This window comes from Cupriavidus sp. 09_S30, from assembly GCF_056930435.1.
Window position 1 is genome coordinate 997,056 of record NZ_JBXOWI010000001.1, and the last position, 23,370, is coordinate 1,020,425.

At 65.6% G+C, this 23,370-nt stretch carries 17 protein-coding genes, 5 tRNA genes and 1 pseudogene; 14 read left to right on the plus strand and 9 right to left on the minus strand.

The window, feature by feature from the left end; translation table 11 throughout:
* The first annotated feature begins 35 nt into the window (after positions 1–35).
* Positions 36–1,376, plus strand: a complete 1,341-nt coding sequence (gene phoR / locus AC1Z3O_RS04705) for a phosphate regulon sensor histidine kinase PhoR (protein ID WP_483513936.1) — start codon at positions 36–38, stop codon at positions 1,374–1,376.
* Between the two features lie 70 nt (positions 1,377–1,446).
* On the opposite strand, the gene ppk1 is transcribed toward phoR, so the two are convergent.
* Positions 1,447–3,564 (minus strand): polyphosphate kinase 1, encoded by a 2,118-nt coding sequence (gene ppk1, locus AC1Z3O_RS04710; RefSeq protein ID WP_483513938.1) that lies wholly within the window; start codon positions 3,562–3,564, stop codon positions 1,447–1,449.
* Positions 3,565–3,720: 156 nt separating this feature from the next.
* On the opposite strand from ppk1, the gene ppx reads away from it, so the two are divergent.
* Positions 3,721–5,253, plus strand: coding sequence for an exopolyphosphatase (gene ppx / locus AC1Z3O_RS04715; RefSeq protein ID WP_483513940.1), 1,533 nt, complete (start codon positions 3,721–3,723; stop codon positions 5,251–5,253).
* An 88-nt stretch (positions 5,254–5,341) separates the two neighbouring features.
* On the opposite strand, the gene AC1Z3O_RS04720 is transcribed toward ppx, so the two are convergent.
* From AC1Z3O_RS04720 to AC1Z3O_RS04735, 4 genes are all read right to left on the minus strand, one after another.
* Positions 5,342–6,178 carry a GNAT family N-acetyltransferase gene (locus AC1Z3O_RS04720; RefSeq protein ID WP_483513942.1) on the minus strand — a complete coding sequence of 279 codons (837 nt, stop codon included), beginning with the start codon at positions 6,176–6,178 and terminating at the stop codon, positions 5,342–5,344.
* Between the two features lie 156 nt (positions 6,179–6,334).
* Positions 6,335–6,808 carry a SixA phosphatase family protein gene (locus tag AC1Z3O_RS04725; protein WP_483513944.1) on the minus strand — a complete coding sequence of 158 codons (474 nt, stop codon included), beginning with the start codon at positions 6,806–6,808 and terminating at the stop codon, positions 6,335–6,337.
* 178 nt (positions 6,809–6,986) lie between these two features.
* Positions 6,987–7,208 carry a translation initiation factor IF-1 gene (gene infA / locus AC1Z3O_RS04730; protein ID WP_008641674.1) on the minus strand — a complete coding sequence of 74 codons (222 nt, stop codon included), beginning with the start codon at positions 7,206–7,208 and terminating at the stop codon, positions 6,987–6,989.
* 52 nt (positions 7,209–7,260) lie between these two features.
* Positions 7,261–7,527: a hypothetical protein gene (locus AC1Z3O_RS04735; RefSeq protein ID WP_483513946.1), complete on the minus strand. Its 267-nt coding sequence runs from the start codon at positions 7,525–7,527 to the stop codon at positions 7,261–7,263.
* Positions 7,528–7,720: 193 nt separating this feature from the next.
* Here AC1Z3O_RS04735 and AC1Z3O_RS04740 point away from each other — a divergent pair, with 193 nt between their 5' ends.
* Positions 7,721–8,248, plus strand: a complete 528-nt coding sequence (locus AC1Z3O_RS04740) for a hypothetical protein (protein WP_483513948.1) — start codon at positions 7,721–7,723, stop codon at positions 8,246–8,248.
* 171 nt (positions 8,249–8,419) lie between these two features.
* On the opposite strand, the gene AC1Z3O_RS04745 is transcribed toward AC1Z3O_RS04740, so the two are convergent.
* Positions 8,420–8,496: transfer RNA gene (locus AC1Z3O_RS04745), tRNA-Pro, on the minus strand.
* Between the two features lie 443 nt (positions 8,497–8,939).
* On the opposite strand from AC1Z3O_RS04745, the gene AC1Z3O_RS04750 reads away from it, so the two are divergent.
* On the plus strand, positions 8,940–10,157 hold the full coding sequence (locus tag AC1Z3O_RS04750; RefSeq protein ID WP_483513950.1) for a GGDEF domain-containing protein: 1,218 nt from the start codon (positions 8,940–8,942) through the stop codon (positions 10,155–10,157).
* Between the two features lie 54 nt (positions 10,158–10,211).
* Positions 10,212–10,288 (plus strand) — tRNA-Arg (locus AC1Z3O_RS04755).
* Between the two features lie 170 nt (positions 10,289–10,458).
* On the opposite strand, the gene fabI is transcribed toward AC1Z3O_RS04755, so the two are convergent.
* Positions 10,459–11,247 (minus strand): enoyl-ACP reductase FabI, encoded by a 789-nt coding sequence (gene fabI / locus AC1Z3O_RS04760; protein WP_483513952.1) that lies wholly within the window; start codon positions 11,245–11,247, stop codon positions 10,459–10,461.
* A gap of 249 nt (positions 11,248–11,496) precedes the next feature.
* On the opposite strand from fabI, the gene AC1Z3O_RS04765 reads away from it, so the two are divergent.
* The 5 genes and pseudogenes from AC1Z3O_RS04765 to AC1Z3O_RS04785 all read left to right on the plus strand — a co-directional run bounded on the left by AC1Z3O_RS04765 (position 11,497) and on the right by AC1Z3O_RS04785 (position 18,294).
* Positions 11,497–13,389 (plus strand): extracellular solute-binding protein, encoded by a 1,893-nt coding sequence (locus tag AC1Z3O_RS04765; RefSeq protein WP_483513954.1) that lies wholly within the window; start codon positions 11,497–11,499, stop codon positions 13,387–13,389.
* A gap of 26 nt (positions 13,390–13,415) precedes the next feature.
* Positions 13,416–14,468 carry a microcin C ABC transporter permease YejB gene (locus tag AC1Z3O_RS04770; protein ID WP_483513956.1) on the plus strand — a complete coding sequence of 351 codons (1,053 nt, stop codon included), beginning with the start codon at positions 13,416–13,418 and terminating at the stop codon, positions 14,466–14,468.
* Positions 14,465–15,590, plus strand: a pseudogene (locus tag AC1Z3O_RS04775) (ABC transporter permease). Before AC1Z3O_RS04770 ends, AC1Z3O_RS04775 begins: the two are co-directional and overlap by 4 nt.
* On the plus strand, positions 15,587–17,239 hold the full coding sequence (locus AC1Z3O_RS04780) for an ABC transporter ATP-binding protein (protein WP_483513958.1): 1,653 nt from the start codon (positions 15,587–15,589) through the stop codon (positions 17,237–17,239). Before AC1Z3O_RS04775 ends, AC1Z3O_RS04780 begins: the two are co-directional and overlap by 4 nt.
* 359 nt (positions 17,240–17,598) lie before the next feature.
* Positions 17,599–18,294, plus strand: a complete 696-nt coding sequence (locus AC1Z3O_RS04785; protein WP_483513960.1) for a C40 family peptidase — start codon at positions 17,599–17,601, stop codon at positions 18,292–18,294.
* A gap of 66 nt (positions 18,295–18,360) precedes the next feature.
* On the opposite strand, the gene AC1Z3O_RS04790 is transcribed toward AC1Z3O_RS04785, so the two are convergent.
* A complete protein-coding gene (locus tag AC1Z3O_RS04790; protein ID WP_483513962.1) occupies positions 18,361–19,311 on the minus strand; it encodes a patatin-like phospholipase family protein in 951 nt (316 codons plus the stop codon).
* Between the two features lie 233 nt (positions 19,312–19,544).
* Here AC1Z3O_RS04790 and gltX point away from each other — a divergent pair, with 233 nt between their 5' ends.
* The 4 genes from gltX to AC1Z3O_RS04810 all read left to right on the plus strand — a co-directional run bounded on the left by gltX (position 19,545) and on the right by AC1Z3O_RS04810 (position 21,678).
* Positions 19,545–20,951, plus strand: coding sequence for a glutamate--tRNA ligase (gene gltX / locus AC1Z3O_RS04795; RefSeq protein WP_483513963.1), 1,407 nt, complete (start codon positions 19,545–19,547; stop codon positions 20,949–20,951).
* A gap of 335 nt (positions 20,952–21,286) precedes the next feature.
* Positions 21,287–21,362, plus strand: a tRNA-Ala gene (locus AC1Z3O_RS04800).
* A 96-nt stretch (positions 21,363–21,458) separates the two neighbouring features.
* Positions 21,459–21,534 (plus strand) — tRNA-Glu (locus AC1Z3O_RS04805).
* A 67-nt stretch (positions 21,535–21,601) separates the two neighbouring features.
* A tRNA-Asp gene (locus AC1Z3O_RS04810) sits at positions 21,602–21,678 on the plus strand.
* A 248-nt stretch (positions 21,679–21,926) separates the two neighbouring features.
* Here the strand turns inward: AC1Z3O_RS04810 and AC1Z3O_RS04815 are convergent.
* A complete protein-coding gene (locus AC1Z3O_RS04815; protein ID WP_483513965.1) occupies positions 21,927–23,282 on the minus strand; it encodes an MATE family efflux transporter in 1,356 nt (451 codons plus the stop codon).
* Positions 23,283–23,370 lie beyond the last annotated feature (88 nt).

Sequence of the window (23,370 nt, forward strand, 5' to 3'; positions counted from 1 at the left end):
CGGCGCCGCCGCCTGGCTGAGTCCTATTCAGTTCGATGAATGTCATCTGGGCCCGCTCGGCGGCCATCCTGATCAGCGTGGCCGTCGCGTCGGCCGGGCTCTATTTCTGGCGCGGCCCTGTCTGGGCGCTGGCGCTGTTCAGCGTCGCCCTGCTGGGGCAGCTCGCCTACTACCTGTACCAGATCAACCGGCTGTGGAAGGTGCTCGATGCGCCTGCCTATGGCGAAATCCCCAGCGCGCTCGGGCTGTGGGGTGAGGTCTATTACCGGCTGCACCGGCTCGTCAAGCGCTGGCGCCTGCAGGTGCTGCAGGTGGAACAGCAGCACCTGCGCTTCATCCAGGCCATCCAGGCCTCGCCCAACGGCGTGCTGATGCTGGATGATGCCGACCAGATCGAATGGTGCAACGACGTCGCCGAGCTGCAGCTCGGCCTGAATGCGCGGCGCGACGTGCGCCAGCGCATCACGCACCTGATCCGGCGGCCGGAGTTCGTGCAGTACCTGATGCGGCAGCGCTTCGATGATCCACTGGTGATGCGCGACATGGGCACGCACAAGCAAGGCGTGATCTCGGTGCAGATCCTGCCCTACGGCGAGAACCGCAAGCTGGTGCTGACGCAGGACATCACCAAGCTGGAGAACACCGAGTCGATGCGGCGCGACTTCGTCGCCAATGTGTCGCACGAGCTGAAGACGCCGCTGACTGTGCTGACGGGCTTCCTGGAGACGGTGCGGGACCTGCCCGTATCGGACGAGGACCGCCGCCGCTACGTGGACCTGATGCTGGTGCAGTCCATGCGCATGCAGCACATCGTCGAGGACCTGCTGGCGCTGGCCAAGCTGGAGAGCGACGCACAGCCGCCGGGCTACGAGCCCATCCCCGTGAACGCGATGATCGCGCACCTGCTGCACGACGCGGAGGCACTGTCGCAGGGGCGGCACCGCATCATCAGCGACGTGGACGCCGGCGTGGTGCTGCGCGGCTCGGAAATCGAGCTGTTTTCCGCGCTGGCCAACCTGGTGTCGAACGCAGTGCGCTACACGCCGGACGGCGGCCAGATCGGCGTCCGCCTGGCGATGGATGACGGCCATGCCGTGTTCTCCGTCACCGACACGGGCCTGGGGATTGCCGCCGAACACATCCCGCGGCTGACGGAGCGCTTCTATCGCATCGATCGCAGCCGTTCTCGCGACACCGGCGGTACCGGGCTCGGACTGGCCATCGTCAAACACGTGCTGTCGCGCCATCATGCCGATCTGCGCATCACCAGCGAGGTCGGCCGGGGCAGTGTGTTCCGGGTGGTGTTCCCACTGGATCGCAGCGGGCACGAGGGGCCGGAGGTCCAGGGCGAGCCGGCTCCGAAGCGCGCGGCCTGAGCCTGCCCGCGGTGGGCATCGAGAGCGCGAGGGCAGGGCGGTGCGCCCCCGCCCCCGCTGTCCTCCGCTCTCAGCGGGTGCCGAACCGCGCCAGCAGGTCGAGCTGGCTGACGTGCTGCTGCTTGGCCTTCGATTGCTTACGGACGTACTCGCCGTCGCCCTGCATGATCCAGGCCGAGGCGTTGTCGCGCAGATGCACGCGCAGGCCTTCCTGGATCACGCGCTGCTTCAGCGCCTTGTTGTTGACCGGGAAGGCCACTTCGACGCGTCGGAACAGGTTGCGGTCCATCCAGTCGGCACTCGACAGATAGATGACTTCCTCGCCATCGGCCAGAAAATAGAACACGCGATGGTGCTCGAGGAAGCGCCCGACGACGGAGCGCACGCTGATGTTTTCCGACAGCCCGGGCACGCCGGGGCGCAGTGCGCAGACGCCGCGCACGATCAGGTCGATCTTGACGCCGGCCCGCGAAGCCTTGTACAGCTCGTCGATGATGGACGGCTCCAGCAAGGCGTTCATCTTGGCGATGATGCGGGCAGGCTTGTCGGCGCGCGCGTTGCGGGCCTCGGCACGGATATGTTCCACCAGCTTGTCGTGCATGGTGAAAGGCGACTGCCAGAGCTGGTTCAGCCGGATGGTGCCGGCGGTGCCGGTCAGCAACTGGAAGACGTGATGTACGTCCTCGCAGATTGATTCGTCGGCGGTCAGCAGGCCGAAGTCGGTGTACAGGCGCGCCGTGCGCGGGTGGTAGTTCCCCGTGCCCAGATGCACATAGCGGCGCAGCCTGAACTCCTTGGCCTTGACGCGCTCGCGCCGCACGATCAGCAGCATCTTGGCGTGGCACTTGTGCCCGACCACGCCGTAGACAACGTGGGCGCCAGCAGACTCGAGCCGCTCCGCCCAGTTGATGTTGGTCTCCTCGTCAAAGCGCGCCAGCAGTTCCACCACCACGGTGACTTCCTTGCCATTGCGCGCGGCCGTCATCAGGGCCTCCATCACCAGCGACTCGTTGCCGGTGCGGTAGACGGTCTGCTTGATCGCCACCACGTCGGGGTCGGTCGCGGCCAGCTGCAGCAGGTCGAGGACGGAATTGAAGCTCTCGTAGGGGTGGTGGAGCAGCACGTCCTGCTGGCGGATCACGTCGAACATCGGCTGTGCGCCTGAGAAGGCCTTGACCGCGGCCGGCACGTGCGGCGGGAACTTGAGCGCGGCATGGTCCACCAGGTCGGGGATCTGCATCAGCCGCACCAGGTTGACCGGGCCGCTGACGCGGTACAGGTCCTGCTCGCCTAGCCCGGACTCCAGCAGCAGGCGACGCGCCAGCAAGGGCGGCGTGTCGGACGAGATTTCGAGCCGTACGGTGTCGCCGAAATGGCGGGTCGGCAGTTCGCCCTGCAGCGCCTCGCGCAGGTCGGTGATCTCGTCTTCGGAGACGAACAGGTCGGAGTTGCGGGTGACGCGGAACTGGTAGCAGCCATGTACCTCGATCGCCGGAAACAGTTCATGCACGAAACCCTGCATGAACGAGGACAGCAATACGAAGCCGAAGGGATAGCCGGACAGGGCCTCGGGCATGGTGACCACGCGAGGCAGTGCCCGCGGCGCCTGCACGATGGCGAGCTCGGCTTCGCGGCCGAAGGCGTCGGTGCCCGACAGCTCGACCACGAAGTTCAGGCTCTTGTTGAGCACGCGCGGAAACGGATGGGCGGGATCGAGCGCGATCGGCGTGAGCACCGGGCCCAGCTCGCGCAGGAAGAAGTCGCGTGCCCAGGCGCGTTGGGCATCGTTCCAGGAGCCGGTCAGGTGGAAGAACACGCCTTCCTTCTCGAGCAGCGGGAAGATCACGTTCTGCAGCATGTCATACTGCATGGTGACAAGCCGCTGGGTGCGTTCGGTGACGAGCTGGTAGGTTTGCTGGAAGGAGAGGCCGTCGGGCGTCAGGCCGGACGGATTGTCGCGAAGCTGTTCCTTCAGGCCCGCCATGCGGATCTCGAAGAATTCATCGAGATTGCTTGATACGATGCAGATGAATTTCAGTCTTTCCAGCAGCGGGACCTTGGGGTCTGCAGCCTGTGCCAGCACGCGCGCGTTGAATTCAAGAATGCCGAGTTCGCGATTGAGCAGTGTCCCGGCCGGTGTCGTCGCCATTGGCATGACCTTCTTTTGGTAATGCTGCGACTTTTTCATAGAATCGTGTCAGTTTGATGACATTGTGGTTTTGTCATGATCCGGTCATGCACAAGACATATTTTGAAGGATTAGGCCATGGCGGAGGGCTGCCGCGCAAGCGGTTCCAGCGCGCCAGCCGTTGCCCATCCCCTACCTTGAGTTCCCCACACTACGATGAATGAATCCCCACGCTTGCTGGCCGCAGTCGACATGGGTTCGAACAGCTTCCGATTGATGATCGGGCGGGTGGACGAAACGATCACGGCTTCGGGCCCGGCAAGCCAGATCTTCCAGGTCGACGCGTTGCGCGAGCCCGTCCGGCTGGCCGCGGGCCTGACGCCCGACAAATACCTCGACCAACCGGCGCGCCGCCGCGGTATCGACGCGTTGCGGCGCTTCGGCGACCGCCTGCGCGACTTCGCCCCCGACCAGGTACGCGCGGTCGCGACCAACACGCTGCGCGTGGCGAAAAATGCGCCGGAGTTCCTGATCGAGGCCGAAGCGGCGCTAGGCTTCCCGATCGAGGTCATCGCCGGCCGCGAAGAGGCGCGCCTGATCTACCTGGGCGCTTCCCATGACGCCCCGGTGTGCCAGGGCAACCGGCTGGTGGTCGACATCGGCGGTGGCTCCACCGAGTTCATCATCGGCAGCGGCTTCCATCCCAAGCTGATGGAGAGCCTGTATATCGGTTGCGTGTCGCACAGCCGGCAGTTCTTCCCGAGCGGCAATGTCGACGAGTACGCGATGAAGCAGGCCGAGCTGGCCGCGCGCCGCGAAATCCAGGTGCTGGTGCGCCAGTACCGCGCGGCCGGCTGGCAGCAGGCGGTCGGCTCCTCCGGCACGGCGCGTGCGCTGGCCGAGCTGATCGAACTCAACGGGATGAACGACAACCCCGCCGAGCATGGCATCACGCGCGAAGGGCTGGAGCGCCTCAAGCGCGCGCTGATCAAGGCCGAGAACGCCAACCGCGTGAAGCTCGCCGGCCTCAAGCCGGACCGCATTCCGGTGCTGCCGGGTGGCCTGGCGATCATGCTTGGCGTGTTCGCCGAGCTGGACGTCGATCGCATGGACGTGACCGACGGCGCGTTGCGCCTGGGCGTGCTGTACGACCTGCTGGGCCGCAGTCACCACGAAGACATGCGTACCGTGACGGTCGATCAGTTCATGCGGCGCTACGCCGTGGACCGTGCGCAGGCGCAACGCGTGCGCAACGCGGCGCTCAGTCTGCTGGCGCAGTTTCCCGATCCGCCCGACGAACAACGCGAGGACAACCTGGCCCTGCTGGGCTGGGCGGCGAGCCTGCACGAGATCGGCATGTCGATCTCGCACAGTGCATACCACAAGCATTCCGCCTATATCGCCACGCACGCCGATATGCCTGGCTTCTCGAAGACCGATCAGGCGCGCTTGTCCACGCTGCTGCTCGGCCATGCCGGCAAGCTGGGCAAGCTCTCCGGCAGCGGCCGCTTCGTCGACTGGCGCATGCTGTTCAGCCTGCGGCTGGCCTTCGTGCTGTGCCGCCGGCGTACCGATTCGGCGCTGCCGCAGATCCGCGTACGCCAGCGCGCCGACGCGCTGGACGAAGGCTTCGAGGTGCGCTTGCCGCGCGACTGGATCGATGTCAATCCGCTGGTCGAGTACAGCCTGGCGCAGGAAGCCGATGAATGGGAGCGGGTCGGCAAGCGCTACAAGGTGGTCTACGCCTGAGCGCTTGCAGGGAAGGGGACGTGGCCGGGGCCACGTCCGCCATGCGCCCGCCCGCGGTTGGCGGCGGGCAGAGGCGAGCGGCGGTGGCTTAGCGGTTCAGGCCGAGGAAGTGGCGGGCGTAGCGCGGGTTCATGTCGCTCACGCGCAGCAGGGTCAGGAAGTCCGCGACATTGAAGTCCGGGTCCCAGGCGGGCAGGCCGCAGATGCGTGCGCCCAGGCGCAGATAGCCCTTGATCAGCGCTGGCGGTTCGACGTCCAGCGTCTGGTTCAGGTCGTCCACCGGCAGCGGCAGGCGCGGGAAGGCGTGATATTCGATGGGCGCGAGCGAGCGCTCGGCGAACAGGCGGTACAAGCTGGCCGCATAGTGGCCGCCGTCGCTCATCGGCACGCTGGCGCAGCCCAGCATCGACTCGATGCCCCAGCGCTGCAGGTACTCACCCAGCCCGCCCCACAGCGCCATGATGACGCTGCCCGAGCGATAGTCGCGATGCACGCAGGAGCGGCCGAGCTCCAGCATCTTGGGCCGCAGGTGCGTCAGGCGTACCAGATCGAATTCCGATTCGGCGTAGAGGCAGCCGATGCGCTTGGCCTGGTGCGGCGGCAGCACGCGATAGGTGCCAACCACCTTCAGCGTGGTCTGGTCGCGCACGATCAGGTGGTCGCAATAGGCATCGAACATGTCGACGTCCAGCTCGGGCACGTTGGAGGTCAGGCGTGCGCCCATTTCCTCGGCAAACACCTTGTAGCGCAGGCGCTGCGCCTCGACTACTTCGTCTTGGTGGCGCGCCCACGCCACGCTGAAAGCAGCCGGCTCATGCGCTGGTGCATCCGGTTGGCGATGAAGACGCCTCCGCGCCGTCTGGCCGTTCAGGCCATTGGGCAAGGCATCGAAGAGCGGCTGGGTCGGCGTCGGCAGATCTCGCATCAGTATGTCCTTTCGATGACGTAACTGTTGCGGAGCAATGTAGAGAGAGCGGGTGACAATGCCGTGAAGAGGCAATGACGGTTGCGTGACGCCGCTGGGCTGCAGGGGGCGGCGGAGCCTTTAGGACGCCCGCCGCGCCGCCGGGTGTGGGGTGAACTACAGCAGTTCGGGGTTGATGACCGCGCGCAGAACCACCTGCGCCTCGCTCTCGCGGGTGCGGCCGGCCAGCCACCAGATGCCGCCCTTGCGCACGCTCCAATTCATCTCGCTGCCTGCCAGCAGCAGGCTGGCGAGCCGGCCCAGCCAGGGCTGGTGGCCGACGACGATGGTGTCGGGGCCGTCTGGCCAGCCGACGGCCGCGAGCACGGCGCTCACGTCGGCGCCCGGCACCAGTTCGCGCACCACCTCGGGCTGCGGGTTCAGGGCGGCAGCGGTCTCACGCGTGCGGAGAGCGGGGCTGCAGAGGATGCGGGTGTCGGGCGCCACGTGCGCGCGCAGCCAGTCCGCGCAGGCCTGCGCCTGCTGGCGGCCGCGCCGCGTCAGCGAGCGTTGCAGATCGGTGTTCCGGGTCAGGCCGAGCGGGCCGGAGGCATCTTCGGCCTCGGCGTGGCGCCACAGGATCAGGTTCATGACAAGAAGGGCGTGCGCTGTGATCGTTTCGATCGAGTATGACGAAGCCGCCGCTCATGCGCAAGGCGCAAGTCGGATCTCAGCGCGGCAGCATGGCTGCCCTCTGTGTCAACCTGATGGCTGACGGGCGGGAAGCGCGGCATCTTCGATGCCGGGCGTCCCGCCCGTCAGGAGAAGATCAGGACTTGTGACGGAAGTTGATGCGACCCTTGGTCAGATCGTATGGCGACATTTCGAGGGTCACGCGGTCGCCGGCGAGAATGCGGATGCGGTGCTTCTGCATCTTGCCCGATGCGTAGGCCCAGATCTCGACGCCGTTCTCGAGCGTGACACGATAGCGGTTATCGGGGAGGGCTTCCGAAACCACGCCGCCAAATTCAATCAGTTCTTCCTTAGCCAATCTGTCTTTCCTTTTCCGCGGCCCGCGACGAGCCGCACGATTTGAGAGAAATTCATTCTATGCCGCAACTTCCCTGATCAACAGATACCGGCGCGCTGCGATAGCGCATCCGCGTCATGAGCGGGCGGTCGTGGATCGTGAAAGGGGCGGATTTACCCCAGCCTGCGGGCCGGGTCCAGTACCGTCGCGGCCGTGAAATGCGCACGATGCTGCAGGGCAAGGACAAAGCAATGGCTCGCCGCAGCCGCTTCGTGGAGATGATGTCTTTTTCAGCGGGGGCGCCCGGTGACAGGGCACGCTGCGCCTGATGCTGGCGCATTTGACATTCTACCACGAAGCGTGCGGCAGGCTCGGGGTGACGCGCTGACGCAACGCAGCATCCCTTGTCCGGGGCAGGGTGGATTCCGTGGCGCATCAAAGTGCTTTTTGCGACGCTTGGCATTTTGTGCCGATGGCCTAGAACTATCCATACGAGGTGGATGATCTTCCACCGGCATGACAAGGAGGCGCATATGGAACTGCATATGCATTCGCATCGCTTCGTCCATCGCCTGCCCGACTGGCGGGCCGCGGCCTACGCCGGGCTTGCCGCAGGCGTGGTGTATATGGTGATGGAGTTGCTGACGGCGCGCTTCGTCCTTTATCAGAGCGCCTGGGGCACGGTGAAGATGGTTGCGGCCATCATGCTCGGCAGTGGCATGCTCAACTCGGCGGACAGCTTCAGCTGGATCGTGGTGCTGGCCGCCGCGATCGTCCATTTCGGCCTGTCGGTGGTGATGGCAGTGGTCCTGGCCATGCTGATCGCCGCCTTCCAGCTCGATTCCGGCCTGGGCATGGTGTCGCTGACCGGCGCCGTATTCGGCGTGGGGGCCTATCTGCTGAACTTCTACGTGTTCGTCAGCTACTTCAACTGGTTCGACAAGGCGCGCGGCCAGGAGAGCTTGCTGGCGCATATCGTCTTCGGTCTGGTTGCGGCGATCGCCTACTGGCAACTTGAGCGCCGCGCGACGGCGGCGTCTGCCGAGTTGGGCAGGTCGTGACTCGCACGCGGCTTGGGTGCGGCCCACCTCCGCCTGGTGGAGAAGGGGGGGGGCGGGGGAGGGGCTGTGCGCCTGGTGCGTCTTGAGGCAACGGCCGCGCGTGCGCGGGCTGCGGGAAAGAAAAAACGGCCTGCATCGTGAGATGCAAGCCGTCGATTCCCAATATAAAACTGGTCGGGGCGACATGATTCGAACATGCGACCCTCTGATCCCAAATCAGATGCGCTACCAGGCTGCGCTACGCCCCGAAGCGCGCAATTGTAGCGCGTGCGTTTGTGTGCGGTCAAATGATTGATGCGAACCACAAGCACGCGAGGCGTGGCGCCAGCGGCGCCTGAGTGCCGGACACGCGCCTGGATGTGCGTTCGCGGCTTGACTTGAGCCCGGGCGCTGACATAATCCGCACACCGTTGCGCCGGGGTGGCTCCACCGCTTTGTGCGCAGCATGACAGCAAGACAGGCAAAGGAACCGGTCAAGAGAGTTCCTCGGAACGCCTGAGCAAATCGTCGCAGACCGCATCACAACGACGCGCCTTGACGCGTCGGCCAAGCGCCATCCGGGATGCGCGCAATCGGTTGCGACGGGGGAATGCAACAATCGACGCCAGCAGTAGCAGAGGGGTCGGTGTCGCCCACGGGGGTGGGCGGTGCCAGCGGAGCGCGGCTTGTCTCTCGCTCGGAACGGGAAAACATGTTTCAGTCACAGTGGATAGTGCTGATTGCGGGTCTGTTCGGCCTGCAGATGGGAGTGGTTTGTCTTGCGCTTCTGCGCACCCCGGGCATGGGGGGCATGGGCCTGAAGGCCTGGGCTGCGGCAGACTTTGCGGTATGCGGCGCCGCCGCGGTGCTGGCGCTGCGCCTGGGGCTGCCCGGCTGGCCATTCGACGGCCTTGCGGAGCTTGTGCTCGTGGCGGCCCTGTCGACCATGCTGTATGGGACGCGCTGCTTCTTCGGCAAGCGTGGGTACGGCTGGGGCTGGATCGCCTTCCATCTCGCCGGCGTGCTCGGCGCGGGATGGCTGGCGGCAAGCGGGGCCGGGCAGGGCGCGGTGGCGCTGCTGCTGGCGGCCGTGGGCGGCCTGCTGGCGATGGGGCTGGCGCTGACCGTCGTGCCCCGCATCGCCGCCAAGCGTGGCACGGGCCGGCTCGCCGCGCTCTCTCTGCTGGTGATCGCGCTGGTTGCTGCGGTGGTCAGCGTGCTGCAGTCTTATGCGGCCTTGCGCGCGCTGTTGGCGCCGGCCGGCTGGCCCGCTCTCCCGGTGGATCCCGCCAGCCTGCACGTGGTCCATGCCTTCGCCGCCGTGAGCTTGTCGATCAGCTTCGCGCTGATGGCGCACGATCACCTGCGGCGCCTTCTGGAGCAACGTGCGCGCCATGACGACCTGACTCACGTGCTGACCCGCGGTGCCTTCTGGGATGCGTTCAAGGGCGCCTGCGAACAGGCCGAGCGCCAGCGCCAGCCGCTGACCGTCGCCTTCGTCGACCTCGACCATTTCAAGGCCATCAACGATCTGTACGGCCATCTCGCCGGCGACGGTGTGCTGCGGCATTTTGCCGGGCTGCTCGCGCGCAGCGTGCGCGAGGAGGATCTGGTCGGCCGTCTCGGGGGCGAGGAGTTCGGCATCGTGATGCCGAACATGACGCTGGAGCGGGGCCGGGCCGCCACGCTGCGGCTCAGTACCCTGGTGCGCGGCACGCCTTGCCCGTCGGAGCCGGACGCCATCCACTACACGGTCAGCATCGGCATGGCCGAGCGCCTGCCTGGCGAGGACGCCGATGCGCTGATGCGCCGCGCCGACATCGCGCTGTACGATGCCAAGACGATGGGGCGCAACTGCGTGTCTTCCGATACCGGCCAGCCGCCCGAGCCGGCCCGCACCCTGCGTGCCCGGGAGAAGCTGGCGGTCTGACTGCCGGCGCCGGGGTGCCGGCGACACCGGCTCTGGGGTAGAATGCTGCCCTTCGCGTCCTTAGCTCAGTTGGATAGAGCACTCGCCTTCTAAGCGAGCGGTCAGAGGTTCGAATCCTCTAGGACGCGCCAATTCTCTGGGGCGCGCCAGTTACGCGTGTCTCCGCCGCTGCCCGCGGCAATCGCCGGGTGCGCTCAGAGCGGTCAGATGCGACGAGACGCCGCCCGAAGCGACAAAAGAAAAGGCGCCGGCTCACGCGCGGCGCCTTGTGCCAGTCCGGCCCGTGCGGCGGGCCGCGGCGTCACTCCTCCGCCGGCAGGCTGGCGCCCATCACATTGAAGCCGCCATCCACATAGGTGATCTCGCCGGTCACGCCGCTGGCCAGGTCGGACAGCAGGAACGCGGCGACGTTGCCGACTTCCTCGATGGTCACGTTGCGGCGCAGCGGGGCGGCTTCCTCGAAGTGGCTGAGCAGCTTGCCGAAGCCCTTGATGCCGGACGCCGCCAGCGTCTTGATCGGGCCGGCCGAAATGCCGTTGGCGCGGATGCCGCGCGATCCCACCGATGCCGCCAGGTAGCGCACGCTGGCTTCCAGCGAGGCCTTGGCCAGTCCCATCGTGTTGTAGTTGGGAACGACGCGCTCGGCGCCCAGATAGGTCAGCGTCAGCAGTGAAGCCTTGTCGGACAGCAGCGGCAGGGCGGCCTTGGCCAGCGCGGGGAAACTGTAGGCCGAGATATCGTGCGCGACACGGAAACCCTCGCGCGACAGGCCGTCGAGGAAGTCGCCGGCGATGGCCTCGCGCGGTGCGAAGCCGATCGAGTGCACCAGGCCGTCGAAGGTCGGCCAGTGCTGGCCGAGCGCCGCGAAGGTGGCGGCGATCTGCTCGTCGCTGCCGACGTCGCATTCGAACACCAGTTCGCTGCCGAATTCCTTGGCGAAATCGGTGATGCGGTCCTTGAAGCGCTCACCGACATAGGTGAACGCCAGTTCGGCGCCCTCGCGCTTGCAGGCCGAGGCGATGCCATAGGCGATCGAGCGGTTGGACAGCAAGCCGGTGATCAGGATCCGCTTACCTGCCAGAAATCCCATAAATTCTCCAAGATGATATGTCGGGTCGGGTATGCTATGTGCTGTACCCTTTACATGACCGCGCTTTGCGCCAGCCTGGTGCGGCCCGTATTGGCCCGGCCCGGCCCGATTGTGGAGGCGGCCGAATGTGCCGCGTACTGGAATGTCCGGATGGCAGGACGCCAGCCGAACGCATGTAAAATTGTCTCATAACTTGGCCGGGCCGCAGAATGCCTGGCCGCAGCGATCCTACTGGAGGACCCGATCGGGATGCCTATTCGTGCACCTTGGCCGTTCGATGCGGCGGGGCGGAGTTTCCTCGGCCGTACGGTCAGACGATTCGGGTTGGCGCTACTGCTTGCGGCACAGGCGGTGCCGGCGCTTGCGGCGCATGGCTACGCCCAGTACGGGGACCTCAAGTACGGTCCCGATTTCAAGCACTTCGATTACGTCAATCCGGATGCGCCGCAGGGCGGCACCCTGACGCTGGCCAACCCCGACCGGCGCACCAGCTTCGACAAATTCAACCCATTCACGCTGAAGGGCACGGCGGCGCCCGGCCTGAACGCGCTGATGTTCGAATCGCTGCTGATCGCCAGTGCCGACGAGACGGCGAGCGGCTACGGCCTGCTGGCCGAGGACGTGGTGGTCGCGCCGGACCAGCTATCGATCACCTTCCAGATCCGGCCGCAGGCGCGCTTCTCCAACGGCGATCCCGTGCTGGCCTCGGACGTGAAGTTCTCCTACGACATGCTGATGAGCAAAGCGGCCAGTCCTGGCTATCGCAGCATGTGCGAGGACGTGAAGGACGTCGTCGTGCTCGGCCCGCGCACGGTGCGCTTCGACTTCAAGCAGCGCAACCAGGAACTGCCGCTGATCGTCGGCTCGCTGCCGGTTTTCTCCAAGAAGTGGACCGAAAAGACGCCGTTCGCTGATATCACCTTCGAAGAGCCGATCACCAGCGGCCCCTACCTGATCGAGCGCTATGATGCCGGCCGCGGCATCATCTTCCGGCGCGATCCGAACTATTGGGGCAAGGACCTCGCCGTGCGGCGCGGCACCTTCAACTTCGCGCGCGTGGTCTACCGCTTGTACAAGGACGAGACCGCCCGGCTCGAGGCCTTCAAGGCAGGCGAGTTCGACGCCATCGTGGAATACCGCGCCAAGAACTGGGCCAAGAGCTATGTCGGCAAGCGCTTCGATAACGGCGAGCTGATGAAGACCGAGTTCCCCCATCACAACGGGGCCGGCATGCAGGGCTTCGTGATGAATATGCGCAAGCCCATGTTCCGCGATGTGCGGGTGCGGCAGGCGCTGTCCCTGGCGCTGGATTTCGAGTGGCTCAACCGCCAGCTTTTCTATGGTGCCTACCGCCGCCTGGACAGCTGGTTCTCCAATACCGGGCTGGCCGCCAGCTCCACCTTCGACGGCCGGCCGAGTCCGGGCGAGCTGGCCTTGCTTGAGCCCCTGCGCGACCAGCTGGCGCCTGAAGTGTTCGGCCCCATCGTGGTGCAGCCGACCACCAATCCGCCGCGCTCGCTGCGCGACAACCTGCGCCTGGCGCAGCGGCTGCTGGCCCAGGCCGGCTGGACGTATACCGACGGTGCGCTGCGCAATGCCAAGGGCGAGGCCTTTTCCTTCGAGTTCCTCGACGACGGCGGGGCCATGAGCCGCGTCATCACGGCCTATGTGCGCAACCTGGAAAAGCTCGGCATCCAGGTCGAACAGCGCACCACCGACTTTGCGCTCTACCAGAAGCGGCTCGAGGACTTCGACTTCGACATGGTCTCGATCCGCTACCCGGATTCGCAGAGTCCTGGCAACGAACTGCGCGATCGCTTTTCCAGCGAGGCGGCAGGCACGCCAGGGTCGGACAATCTGTTCGGCCTGAAATCGACGCCGGTCGACAAACTGGTCGACAACGTGCTGCATGCCCGTACGCGCGAGGAGCTGGTCAATGCCTGCCGCGCGCTGGACCGCGTGCTGATGCACGGCTACTACATCGTGCCGCACTGGTTCAGCGCCTTCCACCGGGTGGCATATCGCAAGGAATTGTCCTATCCGCAGCGTTTGCCGGCGTACTATACGGCGGAGGGCTGGATTCTCAGTAACTGGTGGCGCAACGATCTGGCGCCCGGACAAGCCCAGTCGCAGTCGAAGTAGGCGACCCGGACGCGACAAGGAGACGTATGCTCGCCTATCTGTTCAAGCGTATCTTGCTGATGATCCCGACGCTGATCGGGGTCATCACGCTGACCTTCGTCGTCATCCAGTTCGTGCCCGGCGGCCCTGTCGAGCAGATGATGATGGAGATGAAGGGGCGGGCCGGCGCCGGTGGCGAAGCCAGCGGTGGCGGTGCGGAATACCGCGGCCGGCACGGCCTGGGCCCGGAACGGATCAAGGAGATCCAGGCCCTGTACGGCTTTGACAAGCCTCCGCTCGAGCGCTACTTCCTGATGCTCAAGCGCTTCGCCCGCTTCGACCTGGGCCAGAGCTACTACCAGCACCGCGGCGTCTGGGACCTAGTCAAGTCCAAGCTGCCGGTGTCGGTCAGCATCGGCTTGTGGACGTTTTTCCTGACTTACCTGATATCGGTGCCGCTCGGCATCTCCAAGGCGATCCGGGCGGGCAGCCGTTTCGACGTGGTGACCTCGCTGATCGTCCTGGTCGGCTACGCCATCCCCGGCTTCGTGCTGGGGGTGCTGCTGCTGGTGCTGTTCGGCGGCGGCACCTTCGTCCAGTGGTTCCCGCTGCGCGGCCTCACCTCGGATAACTGGGACCAGCTCTCCCTGCTCGGCAAGGTGACCGACTACCTGTGGCACCTGGTGTTGCCGATCACGGCCTCGGTCGTGGGCAGCTTCGCCGTGGTCACCATGCTGACCAAGAACGCCTTCCTGGAAGAGATCCGCAAGCAGTACGTGCTGACCGCGCGCGCCAAGGGCCTGGCAGAGGGGCGGGTGCTGTGGAAGCACATCTTCCGCAATGCAATGATCCCGCTGGTGACGGGCTTCCCGGCCGCATTCATCGGCGCCTTCTTCACGGGCTCGTTGCTGATCGAGACCCTGTTCTCGCTCGACGGCCTGGGTCTGTTGTCGTATGAGGCCGTACTGCGGCGCGACTATCCGGTGGTGCTGGGCACGCTTTACCTCTTTACCCTGATCGGACTCGTCACCCGGCTGATTTCCGACGTCTGCTACGTGATGGTCGATCCTCGCATCCACTTTGAGGCGGTGCACCGATGAAGGCCCTTCCCCGCACGCCCGCCCACGGCCTGCCGCACTCCCTTTCCCCGCGCCAGCGTGCCTGGCAGCGCTTCCGCCGCAACCGCCTGGGTTCCTGGAGCCTGGTGCTGTTCGTGCTGATCTTCGTCGTCAGCCTGTGCGCCGAGGTCTTGTCCAATGACAGGCCGCTGGTGGTGAAGTATCAGGATGCATGGTACTTCCCCATCTTCAAGACCTACCCCGAGACCACGTTCGGCGGCAATTTCCCCACGCCGACCGACTACCTCGACCCGTATATCCTGGACAAGTTGACGGTCGGCGACAATTTCGCCATTTTCCCGCCGAACCACTATTCCTACGAGACGCTGAACTATTTCGCCAAGGAGCCCAATCCGGCGCCGCCGTCGGCGGCGAACTGGCTGGGCACCGATGACCGTGGCCGCGACGTGCTGGCCCGGCTGCTCTACGGCTTCCGGGTCTCGGTGCTGTTCGGCATGGCGCTGACCGTGATCGGTGTGGTGATCGGTACGCTGTCGGGGGCGCTGATGGGCTTCTTCGGCGGCCGCTTCGACCTGGTCTCGCAGCGCGCCATCGAGATCTGGAGTCTCGATGCCCGAGCTCTACCTGCTGATCATCTTTGCTTCCATTTTCCGGCCCAGCCTGGCGCTGCTGATCATCCTGCTCTCGCTGTTCGGCTGGATGGGCCTGTCCGACTACGTGCGCGCCGAGTTCTACCGCAACCGCTCGCTCGACTACGTCAAGTCCGCGCGCGCGCTCGGCCTGTCCAACTTGCAGATCATGTGGCGCCACATCCTGCCCAACAGCTTGACGCCGGTCATCACCTTCCTGCCATTCCGCATGAGTGCCGCCATCCTGGCGCTGACCAGCCTGGATTTCCTCGGCTTGGGAGTGCCGCCTACCACGCCCAGCCTGGGCGAGCTGCTGGCGCAGGGCAAGGCTAACCTCGATGCCTGGTGGATCTCGCTGTTCACCTTCGCCGTGCTGGTGGTGACCCTGCTGCTGCTGACGTTCATGGGCGATGCCTTGCGCGATGCCTTCGACACGCGCCTGGGCATCGCGGCGCTGCGAGCCCGTGTCGCGCCCAAGGTGCCGGCGCCCGCCACGGCGGAGGCGGTGCAATGAGCGCGGTAGTAGAAAAGAAGCAGCGTCCCGCGAAGACGACGGTCGCGGGCTCCACGCTGATGTGCGTGGACCGCCTGTCCGTCACCTTCGGTCATGGCGAGCATGCCACCCGCGCCGTGCGCGAGGTCAGCTTCGACCTGCGCGCGGGGGAACGCTTCGCGCTGGTGGGCGAGTCCGGCTCGGGCAAGACGGTGACGGCGCTGGCCATGCTGCGCCTGGTCGAGGACGCGTACTACGACGGCGCCATCCGCTTCGAGGGACGGGACCTGCTGAGCTTGTCCGATCGCGAGGTGCGCGCCATCCGCGGCGCCGACATCGCGATGATCTTCCAGGAGCCGATGACGGCGCTGAACCCGCTCTACACGATCGGTAACCAGATCGTGGAGACGCTGACGCTGCACGAAGGCCTGGACCGGCGTGCCGCGCGGCTGCGCGCCATCGCACTGCTCGAACGCACCGGCATTGCCGACGCCGAGCACAAGTTCGACTGCTTCCCGCATCAGTTGTCCGGCGGCCAGCGCCAGCGGGCGATGATCGCCATGGCGCTGGCATGCCGGCCGAAGCTGCTGTTGGCGGATGAGCCGACCACGGCACTCGATGTGACGATCCGCGCGCAGATCCTGGAGCTGCTGCGCGACCTGCAGGCCGAGTTCGGCATGACGGTGGTGCTGATCACCCATGACCTGAACCTGGTGCGCTCCTTCGCGCAGCGCGTGGGCGTGATGGAGAAGGGGGTGCTGGTCGAACTGGGCGAGACCGCCTCGGTGTTCGCCAACCCGCAGCATCCCTACACCCGCAAGCTGATCGACAGCCGGCCCCGGCGCGAAGTGAGGCCGCTGGTGCCGCTGGCGCCGGTGCTGCTGGAGTCCCGTGGACTGTGCGTCGACTACGCGCGCAAGCGCCCGGGAATCAAGGGCTGGTTTGTCAAGGAGCGCTTCCCGGCGGTCAAGCGCGTCGATTTCCAGTTGCGCGAGGGTGAGACCGTCGGCATCGTGGGCGAATCCGGCTCGGGCAAGACCACGCTGGCCCATGCCGTGCTGGCCCTGCAGGGCAAGAGCAGCGGCGACATCGAATTCCTCGGCCGCAGCCTAGACGCCATGGCACGCCGCGAGCGCAGCGAGATGCGCTCGCGCCTGCAGGTGGTCTTCCAGGATCCCTTCGGCTCCCTGTCGCCGCGCATGACGATCGAACAGATCGTCGGCGAAGGGCTGGGCCTGCACCAGCCCGGCCTGTCGCGCGAGGCCATGCGGCAGCAGGTGATCGAAGCGCTACGCGAGGTGGGGCTGGAGCGCACCGCGCTGGGGCGCTACCCGCACGAGTTCTCCGGCGGACAGCGGCAGCGCATCGCCATCGCGCGCGTGCTGATCCTGAAGCCGCAGGTTCTGGTGCTCGACGAGCCGACCTCGGCCCTCGATGTGTCCATCCAGCAGCAGGTGCTGGCGCTGCTGTCCCAGCTGCAGCACAAGTACAACCTCAGCTATCTCTTCATCAGCCATGACCTGGCCGTGATCCGCGCCATGGCGCACCGCGTGCTGGTGATGAAGGCGGGGGAGGTGGTCGAGTCGGGTGAGACAGAGGCCGTGCTTGGTGCGCCACAACATCCCTACACGCGCAAGCTGATGGCGGCGGCAGCGATCGGCGGATCCTGATCCGCCGCGGTGCAGCGCAGGCCAGGCGGGTTGTCTGGTGTCATACGCTCGTCATGAAAAATCCGAGAAAGCAGATGCGGGTCCTGTCTTATCGTCTTGATTCGCAAGGAAAATCCGGCGAATTTGTAACGAACTTTGACATGTCGATGACAACCTTATACCATCCCGCGAGAGTATTTTTCGGGGGTGGTCTGTCAGCGGTTGTCTGATATCCGGTCCTGCGTTCCCGCACGGGGATGGTGCCGGTTGATTGGCCCGCTTCTTGCGTTCGCTGCACATCGCACTTCGAACCATCCCGAGACTATGGGGGCCTGCCGGCCGTTTGCCCGGCCAGGCTAAGAATTAATTCAGGAGAACCAATGCAGCGAACGGTACTTCATTCCCTGGCGCGCGCCGCCGTTGGAATTGCCATTGCCTGCGGTGCGACTCTGTCGAATGGAGTGCTGGCGGACACCGTGTTCAAGGACCCGGATGCCCGTATCGATGCACGCGCCGAATTGAGCGCCGACCAGCCGACCGAGGGCAAGCGCAGCCTGCTGTCCTCGATGATGAGTTCCACCAGCAATGCGGCCAGCAAGGCAGGCGACCTGGTGATGAATGCGCTGGGCCTGATCGGCGTGCGCTATCGCTTTGGCGGCAACAGCCCGGAATCGGGTCTCGATTGCAGCGGCTTCGTGCGCTACGTCTTCAATGACACCTTCGGCTTCATGCTGCCGCGCCGCTCGGTCGAGATGAGCCAGGTCGGCACGACCGTGGCCGCCAACGACCTGCGCCCGGGCGATCTGGTGTTCTTCAACACCATGCGCCACACCTTCTCGCACGTAGGCATCTACATCGGCGACAACAAGTTCGTCCATGCGCCGTCGACCGGCAGCAAGATCCGTGTGGACGATATGCGGGCCAGCTACTGGGTCACGCGCTACAACGGCGCACGCCGCGTCGACGATGTCAGCGTCATGCGCACCTCCGGCAGCGCCGACAACCTCGGCAATATGGTGGAAACGCTCAAGCGCTTCGACCCGAACGCCAGCGGACGCTCGCTGTACGGCGGCTGAGCGCAGGGGTGACACAAGAAAAAGGACTGCCTTGGCAGTCCTTTTTTATTGCTGGCGCGCCGGCCGCTACTGCGCGGCGACTGCGCCCTGCGCATGGGTGCGCGCCTGCTCCAGCTTCGCCCGCAGCGTGGGCATCATCGCCGCCGCCGCCTGCTCGCCGGCCAGGATGGCGCGGTTGCGTGCCGCGAAGTCGCTTCCGCTCATGTCGGGCAGGTTGGGGCGGATCACCACGTCGGCGCGCGCCAGTGCCTGGCGATTGATGGTCTGGCCCATGATGGCGGTGGTCTGCAAGAGCACGCCGCTCTGCCCGCCGTTGTTCTGGCTGGATGGGTCGGCCGAGATGTTCACCGCGATGACGAAGTCGGCGCCCATGCTGCGCACCGAATCCACCGGCACGGGTTCCACCAGGCCGCCGTCCACATAGTCATGACCCTGGATCGTGACGGGACGGAACACGCCGGGCACGCTGCTCGACGCGCGTACCGCCTGTCCGGTATTGCCGCGCCGGAACAGGATGGGCTGTCCGGTCTTCAGGTCGGTGGCGACGATGCCCAGCGGGATCTTCATCGCTTCGATGGGGCGGTTGCCGACCAGCCGGTTCACATAGTTCTGCAGGGCTTCGCCCTTGAGCCAGCCCCCGAAGCGCGTGCCGAATGGCAGCGCCCAGTCGGCGATGGTTGCCTCGTCCATGGTCTGGGCCATCTTGTTCAGTTCGAAGCCGTTCATGCCGGTGGCGTAGAGCGCCGCCACCACGGCGCCGGCGCTGGTGCCGGCGACCAGGTCCGCATGGATGCCTTGTGCCTCCAGCGCCTTGATGACGCCGATGTGGGCGAAGCCGCGCGCCGCGCCGCCGCCGAGGGCCAGGCCGATGCGCACCGGGCGCTGCGGCGCAGGGGCAGGCTGCGCAATGGTTGAGGCCGATGGATTGCCCGCGACGGGACCGGACGGCTTGGGGCCGAAGGAACAGGCGGCGAGCAGGGCGGCGGCACTGGCGCCGAGAAAGCTACGTCTTTGCATGAAACGAGGGGCGGGTAAGGTTGGCGAGATCGATGCGGCACCCGGTGTGCCGCGGCCGCGGTGGCGTGTCGCCGGGTCTTGGAGGTGACCGGCGCCAGCATAAATGATTCCTCGCCGCAGCGCCGGCCGGCGCCGCGGCAGGGGAAGCAGCGGCAGACCCCCTTGCTATAATGCTGGCTTCCCTCCGACAGCCTGGGCGCAACCGCGCGCGGGCGTTTCCGTCTCTCTCCCACATGACACAACGCGTTCGCACCCGCTTCGCGCCGAGCCCGACCGGCTTCATCCATCTCGGCAACATCCGCTCCGCGCTCTATCCCTGGGCCTTCGCCCGCCGCATGAAAGGGGATTTCATCCTGCGCATCGAGGATACGGACGTCGAGCGTTCCTCGCAGGAGGCGGTCGACGTGATCCTGGAGGGCATGGACTGGCTCGGCCTGGACATCGACGAAGGCCCCTTCTACCAGATGCAGCGCATGGATCGCTACCGCGAAGTGCTCAAGCAGATGGTGGATGCCGGCCTGGCCTACCCCTGCTATATGAGCACTGCGGAGCTGGACGCCCTGCGCGAGGCGCAGCGCGAGCGTGGCGAGAAGCCGCGCTACAACGGCTTCTGGCGGCCGGAAGCGGGCAAGGTGTTGCCGGAGCCGCCCGCTGGCGTGCAACCCGTGCTCCGTTTCAAGAACCCGCTCGATGGTGTGGTCAGCTGGGACGACGCGGTCAAGGGCCGTATCGAGATCTCGAACGAGGAACTGGACGATCTGGTGATTGCCCGCCCGGACGGCACGCCCACCTACAACTTCTGCGTGGTGGTCGATGACCTGGACATGCAGATCACGCATGTGATCCGCGGTGACGACCATGTCAACAACACGCCCAGGCAGATCAACATCATCCGCGCGCTGGGCGGCACCCCGCCCGTCTACGCCCACCTGCCGACCGTGCTGAACGAGCAAGGCGAGAAGATGAGCAAGCGCCATGGCGCGATGAGCGTCACCGGCTATCGCGACGAGGGCTACCTGCCGGAGGCCGTGGTGAACTACCTGGCCCGACTGGGCTGGGCACACGGCGACGCGGAGATCTTCTCGCGCGAGCAGTTCGTCGAGTGGTTCGACCTGGAGCATCTGGGCAAGTCGCCCGCCCAGTACAACCCGGAAAAGCTGGCCTGGCTCAATAACCACTACATCAAGGTGGGCGACAACGCCCGCCTGGCCGAGTTGACCCGCCCCTTCATCGAGGCGATGGGCGGCAAGGTGGAAGGCGCCGACCTGGTCGGCGTGGTGGCCCTGGTCAAGGACCGCGCCAATACGCTCAAGGAGGTCGCGCAGACTGCGCTGTTGTTCTATCGCGGCGAGCCGCAGCCGGAAGCCGCGCTGAAGGCGGAGCACCTGACCGCCGAGACCGTGCCTGCGCTGCACGCGCTGGCCGCCCAGCTGAGCGCGCTGCCGGAGTGGAAGCGCGAGGCCATCGGTGCCGCGTTCAAGGCGGTGCTGGCCGAGTTCGGCATGAAGATGCCCAAGCTCGCCATGCCGGTGCGCCTGCTGGTGGCGGGGCAGCTGCAGACGCCGAGCATCGACGCGGTGCTGGAGCTGTTCGGGCGCGAGACGGTGCTGCGCCGGATCGGTGCCGGACTGCAGGCCTGAGAGACCTGCGAAAAGTCTCCGAAAAAGTCTCGATGGGGGCTTGCGTTCCTGTCGAGACTTGAGCATAATCTCCTTCTCCCTGCAGCGCGGTTCAGAACCAAGCGGGCTTAACGGATCCGGTAAAACGGATCATCGTGATAGGGGCGCCGGGAAGTATCAGCAGTAATGCCGGCAGCCACGCCGCTAAATGCGGATCGCGAAAAAAAGTTAAAAAAAGGGCTTGCAAAAAAACAAGGTTGATATATAATCTTCTCTTCGCCGGAAACAACGAAACGAAAGCGAAAACAGCAAGTGCAGTAACGCAGTAAAATGCGACGGTAGTAAAGCAGCACCATGGGGCTATAGCTCAGCTGGGAGAGCGCTTGCATGGCATGCAAGAGGTCAGCGGTTCGATCCCGCTTAGCTCCACCAAAATGCCAGAGCGTATTTTCGAAAGGAAATGCGTTCAAGATTGAAAATCAAGAATATGATTTTCAATCGGACGAAACGAGTGAATAACAAGTTTCTGTCCCCTTCGTCTAGAGGCCTAGGACATCACCCTTTCACGGTGAGTACAGGGGTTCGAATCCCCTAGGGGACGCCAAATCAAGGGGCGTAATCAAACGCCCAGTTTGTCGGATACGGCATGCCGGATCTGATGAGCCGACTAAGGAGCGGTAGTTCAGTCGGTTAGAATACCGGCCTGTCACGCCGGGGGTCGCGGGTTCGAGTCCCGTCCGCTCCGCCAAATCTGAACCCGCATGGTTATGCCATGCGGGTTTTTCTTTTTGGTTTTCCGCTTACCGCTCCGCATTCCCTTCGCATTCATATTTCCCGGCACGGCGTCGTCCCATTGTCTCGCTGTCGCCCGCAGGCAGCGCATTGCCGGTATTTCTGCCGCGGTAGGTATTCGCGTGCCCCCGGGGTTTTGATGCTCGGGCGGGGCAGTCTGGAAGAGTCCGGAGGCAGCCGCCTGGCCGCCCGCCAAGCGAACCGCTAGCCGTGCGCCGGCGGCCGGCTCACATGCATGAAGTAGCGCACCAGCAGCAGGGCCGCAAGTGCCAGGCTGATGCTGTTGGCCATCCAGAAACCAGAGGGGCCGCGCGTGAAGGCTGGCAGACCCTCGATCAGGCCGAATCCCAGGATGTAGCCGCCACACAGTCCGACTCCCCACAGCGAGGCCGCATAGATCAGCGTGGGGATCAGCGCGATCTTGTACGCCCGCAGGATAAAGGCGGTCATCACCTGCACCGCATCGAAGCCTTGATAGAGCGCGATCAGCAGCATCAGCGGCAGTGCCGCTGTGACCACGCCAGGATCCTCGGTATAGGCATGCAGCACCGGCCAGCGCAGCAGCCACAACAGTGCACCGCTCAGCACGGCCAGCGTCGCCGCCAGCCGGATGCCGCTCCAGGCAAGCTGGCGGGCCGCGGCGTGGTCGCGAGCGCCGATTGCCTGGGCCACCAGCGTCGAGGTGGCAATGGCCAGCGACAGCGGCACCATATAGGCCACCGCGCTCAGGTTGGCGATGATCTGGTGGCCGGCCAGCATGACGGTCCCCATGCGCGTGATGAAGATCGACATCAGTGTGAATGAGGTGATCTCGATCAGGTAGGTGAGGCCCATCGGCAGGCCCAGGCGCAGCAAGGCGCGGATATGCGGCGGCGACGGCCAGCTCCAGTTGCTGAAGATGGCCAGCGGACGGTAGGCCGGGTTGCGGTACAGGATGGCCAGCGCGGTCAGGCACCAGGTCCAGGAGACCAGCGTGGAGGCGAGCGAGCAGCCAGGCCCGCCCATGGCCGGGAGGCCGAGGCCGCCATGAATGAACCAGGCGTTGAGCGGCACCTTGAGCACCAGGCCGCCCAGCTGCAGCACGGTCACCATGATGGGGCGCGACAGCGCATTGTTCAGCGCGGAATAGATGCGGAAGGCCAATGCCGCCGGCAGGCCGAAGGCGGCGATATGCAGGTAGGCGCTGGCCTTGTCCATCAGTTCGGGCGGCGCCTTGGCCAGGCTCAGCAGTGGGCCCGGCAGGAGCAGGAGCAGCATGCCGGGCACGGCCAGGGCCAGCCCGAGCCACGCCGCCTGGCGCACTTCCACCCCGATCTCCTGCGCGCGTCCCGCCCCGTGGAGCTGGGCCGCAATCGGTGCGAGGGCCTGCAGCACGCCCATCAGGCTGATATAGACGGTGATGTAGATCGAACCGCCCAGGCCGACTGCGGCCAGGTCGAGGGCCGAGGCACGGCCGGACATCACCGTGTCGATCACGCCGAAGGCGATCACGGCGAGCTGGCCGACCAGCAGCGGGGCGGCGAGGTGGACGATTCTGCGGCTGTCCTGGAGCAGGCTCATGGGAATGGACGCAGCGAGGCGAGAGTTCAAGGTATTGTCGGCCCTGGCCAGCGGCAGTGGGGCCGTTGGCCAGGGCGGGGAGCAGGGC

Coding starts and splice junctions, on each gene's coding strand:
- phoR (WP_483513936.1), top strand. CDS start 36: ATGAATGTCATCTGGGCCCGCTCGGCGGCCATCCTGATCAGCGTGGCC.
- ppk1 (WP_483513938.1), bottom strand. CDS start 3,564: ATGAAAAAGTCGCAGCATTACCAAAAGAAGGTCATGCCAATGGCGACG.
- ppx (WP_483513940.1), top strand. CDS start 3,721: ATGAATGAATCCCCACGCTTGCTGGCCGCAGTCGACATGGGTTCGAAC.
- AC1Z3O_RS04720 (WP_483513942.1), bottom strand. CDS start 6,178: ATGCGAGATCTGCCGACGCCGACCCAGCCGCTCTTCGATGCCTTGCCC.
- AC1Z3O_RS04725 (WP_483513944.1), bottom strand. CDS start 6,808: ATGAACCTGATCCTGTGGCGCCACGCCGAGGCCGAAGATGCCTCCGGC.
- AC1Z3O_RS04735 (WP_483513946.1), bottom strand. CDS start 7,527: ATGCGCCAGCATCAGGCGCAGCGTGCCCTGTCACCGGGCGCCCCCGCT.
- AC1Z3O_RS04740 (WP_483513948.1), top strand. CDS start 7,721: ATGGAACTGCATATGCATTCGCATCGCTTCGTCCATCGCCTGCCCGAC.
- AC1Z3O_RS04750 (WP_483513950.1), top strand. CDS start 8,940: ATGTTTCAGTCACAGTGGATAGTGCTGATTGCGGGTCTGTTCGGCCTG.
- fabI (WP_483513952.1), bottom strand. CDS start 11,247: ATGGGATTTCTGGCAGGTAAGCGGATCCTGATCACCGGCTTGCTGTCC.
- AC1Z3O_RS04765 (WP_483513954.1), top strand. CDS start 11,497: ATGCCTATTCGTGCACCTTGGCCGTTCGATGCGGCGGGGCGGAGTTTC.
- AC1Z3O_RS04770 (WP_483513956.1), top strand. CDS start 13,416: ATGCTCGCCTATCTGTTCAAGCGTATCTTGCTGATGATCCCGACGCTG.
- AC1Z3O_RS04780 (WP_483513958.1), top strand. CDS start 15,587: ATGAGCGCGGTAGTAGAAAAGAAGCAGCGTCCCGCGAAGACGACGGTC.
- AC1Z3O_RS04785 (WP_483513960.1), top strand. CDS start 17,599: ATGCAGCGAACGGTACTTCATTCCCTGGCGCGCGCCGCCGTTGGAATT.
- AC1Z3O_RS04790 (WP_483513962.1), bottom strand. CDS start 19,311: ATGCAAAGACGTAGCTTTCTCGGCGCCAGTGCCGCCGCCCTGCTCGCC.
- gltX (WP_483513963.1), top strand. CDS start 19,545: ATGACACAACGCGTTCGCACCCGCTTCGCGCCGAGCCCGACCGGCTTC.
- AC1Z3O_RS04815 (WP_483513965.1), bottom strand. CDS start 23,282: ATGAGCCTGCTCCAGGACAGCCGCAGAATCGTCCACCTCGCCGCCCCG.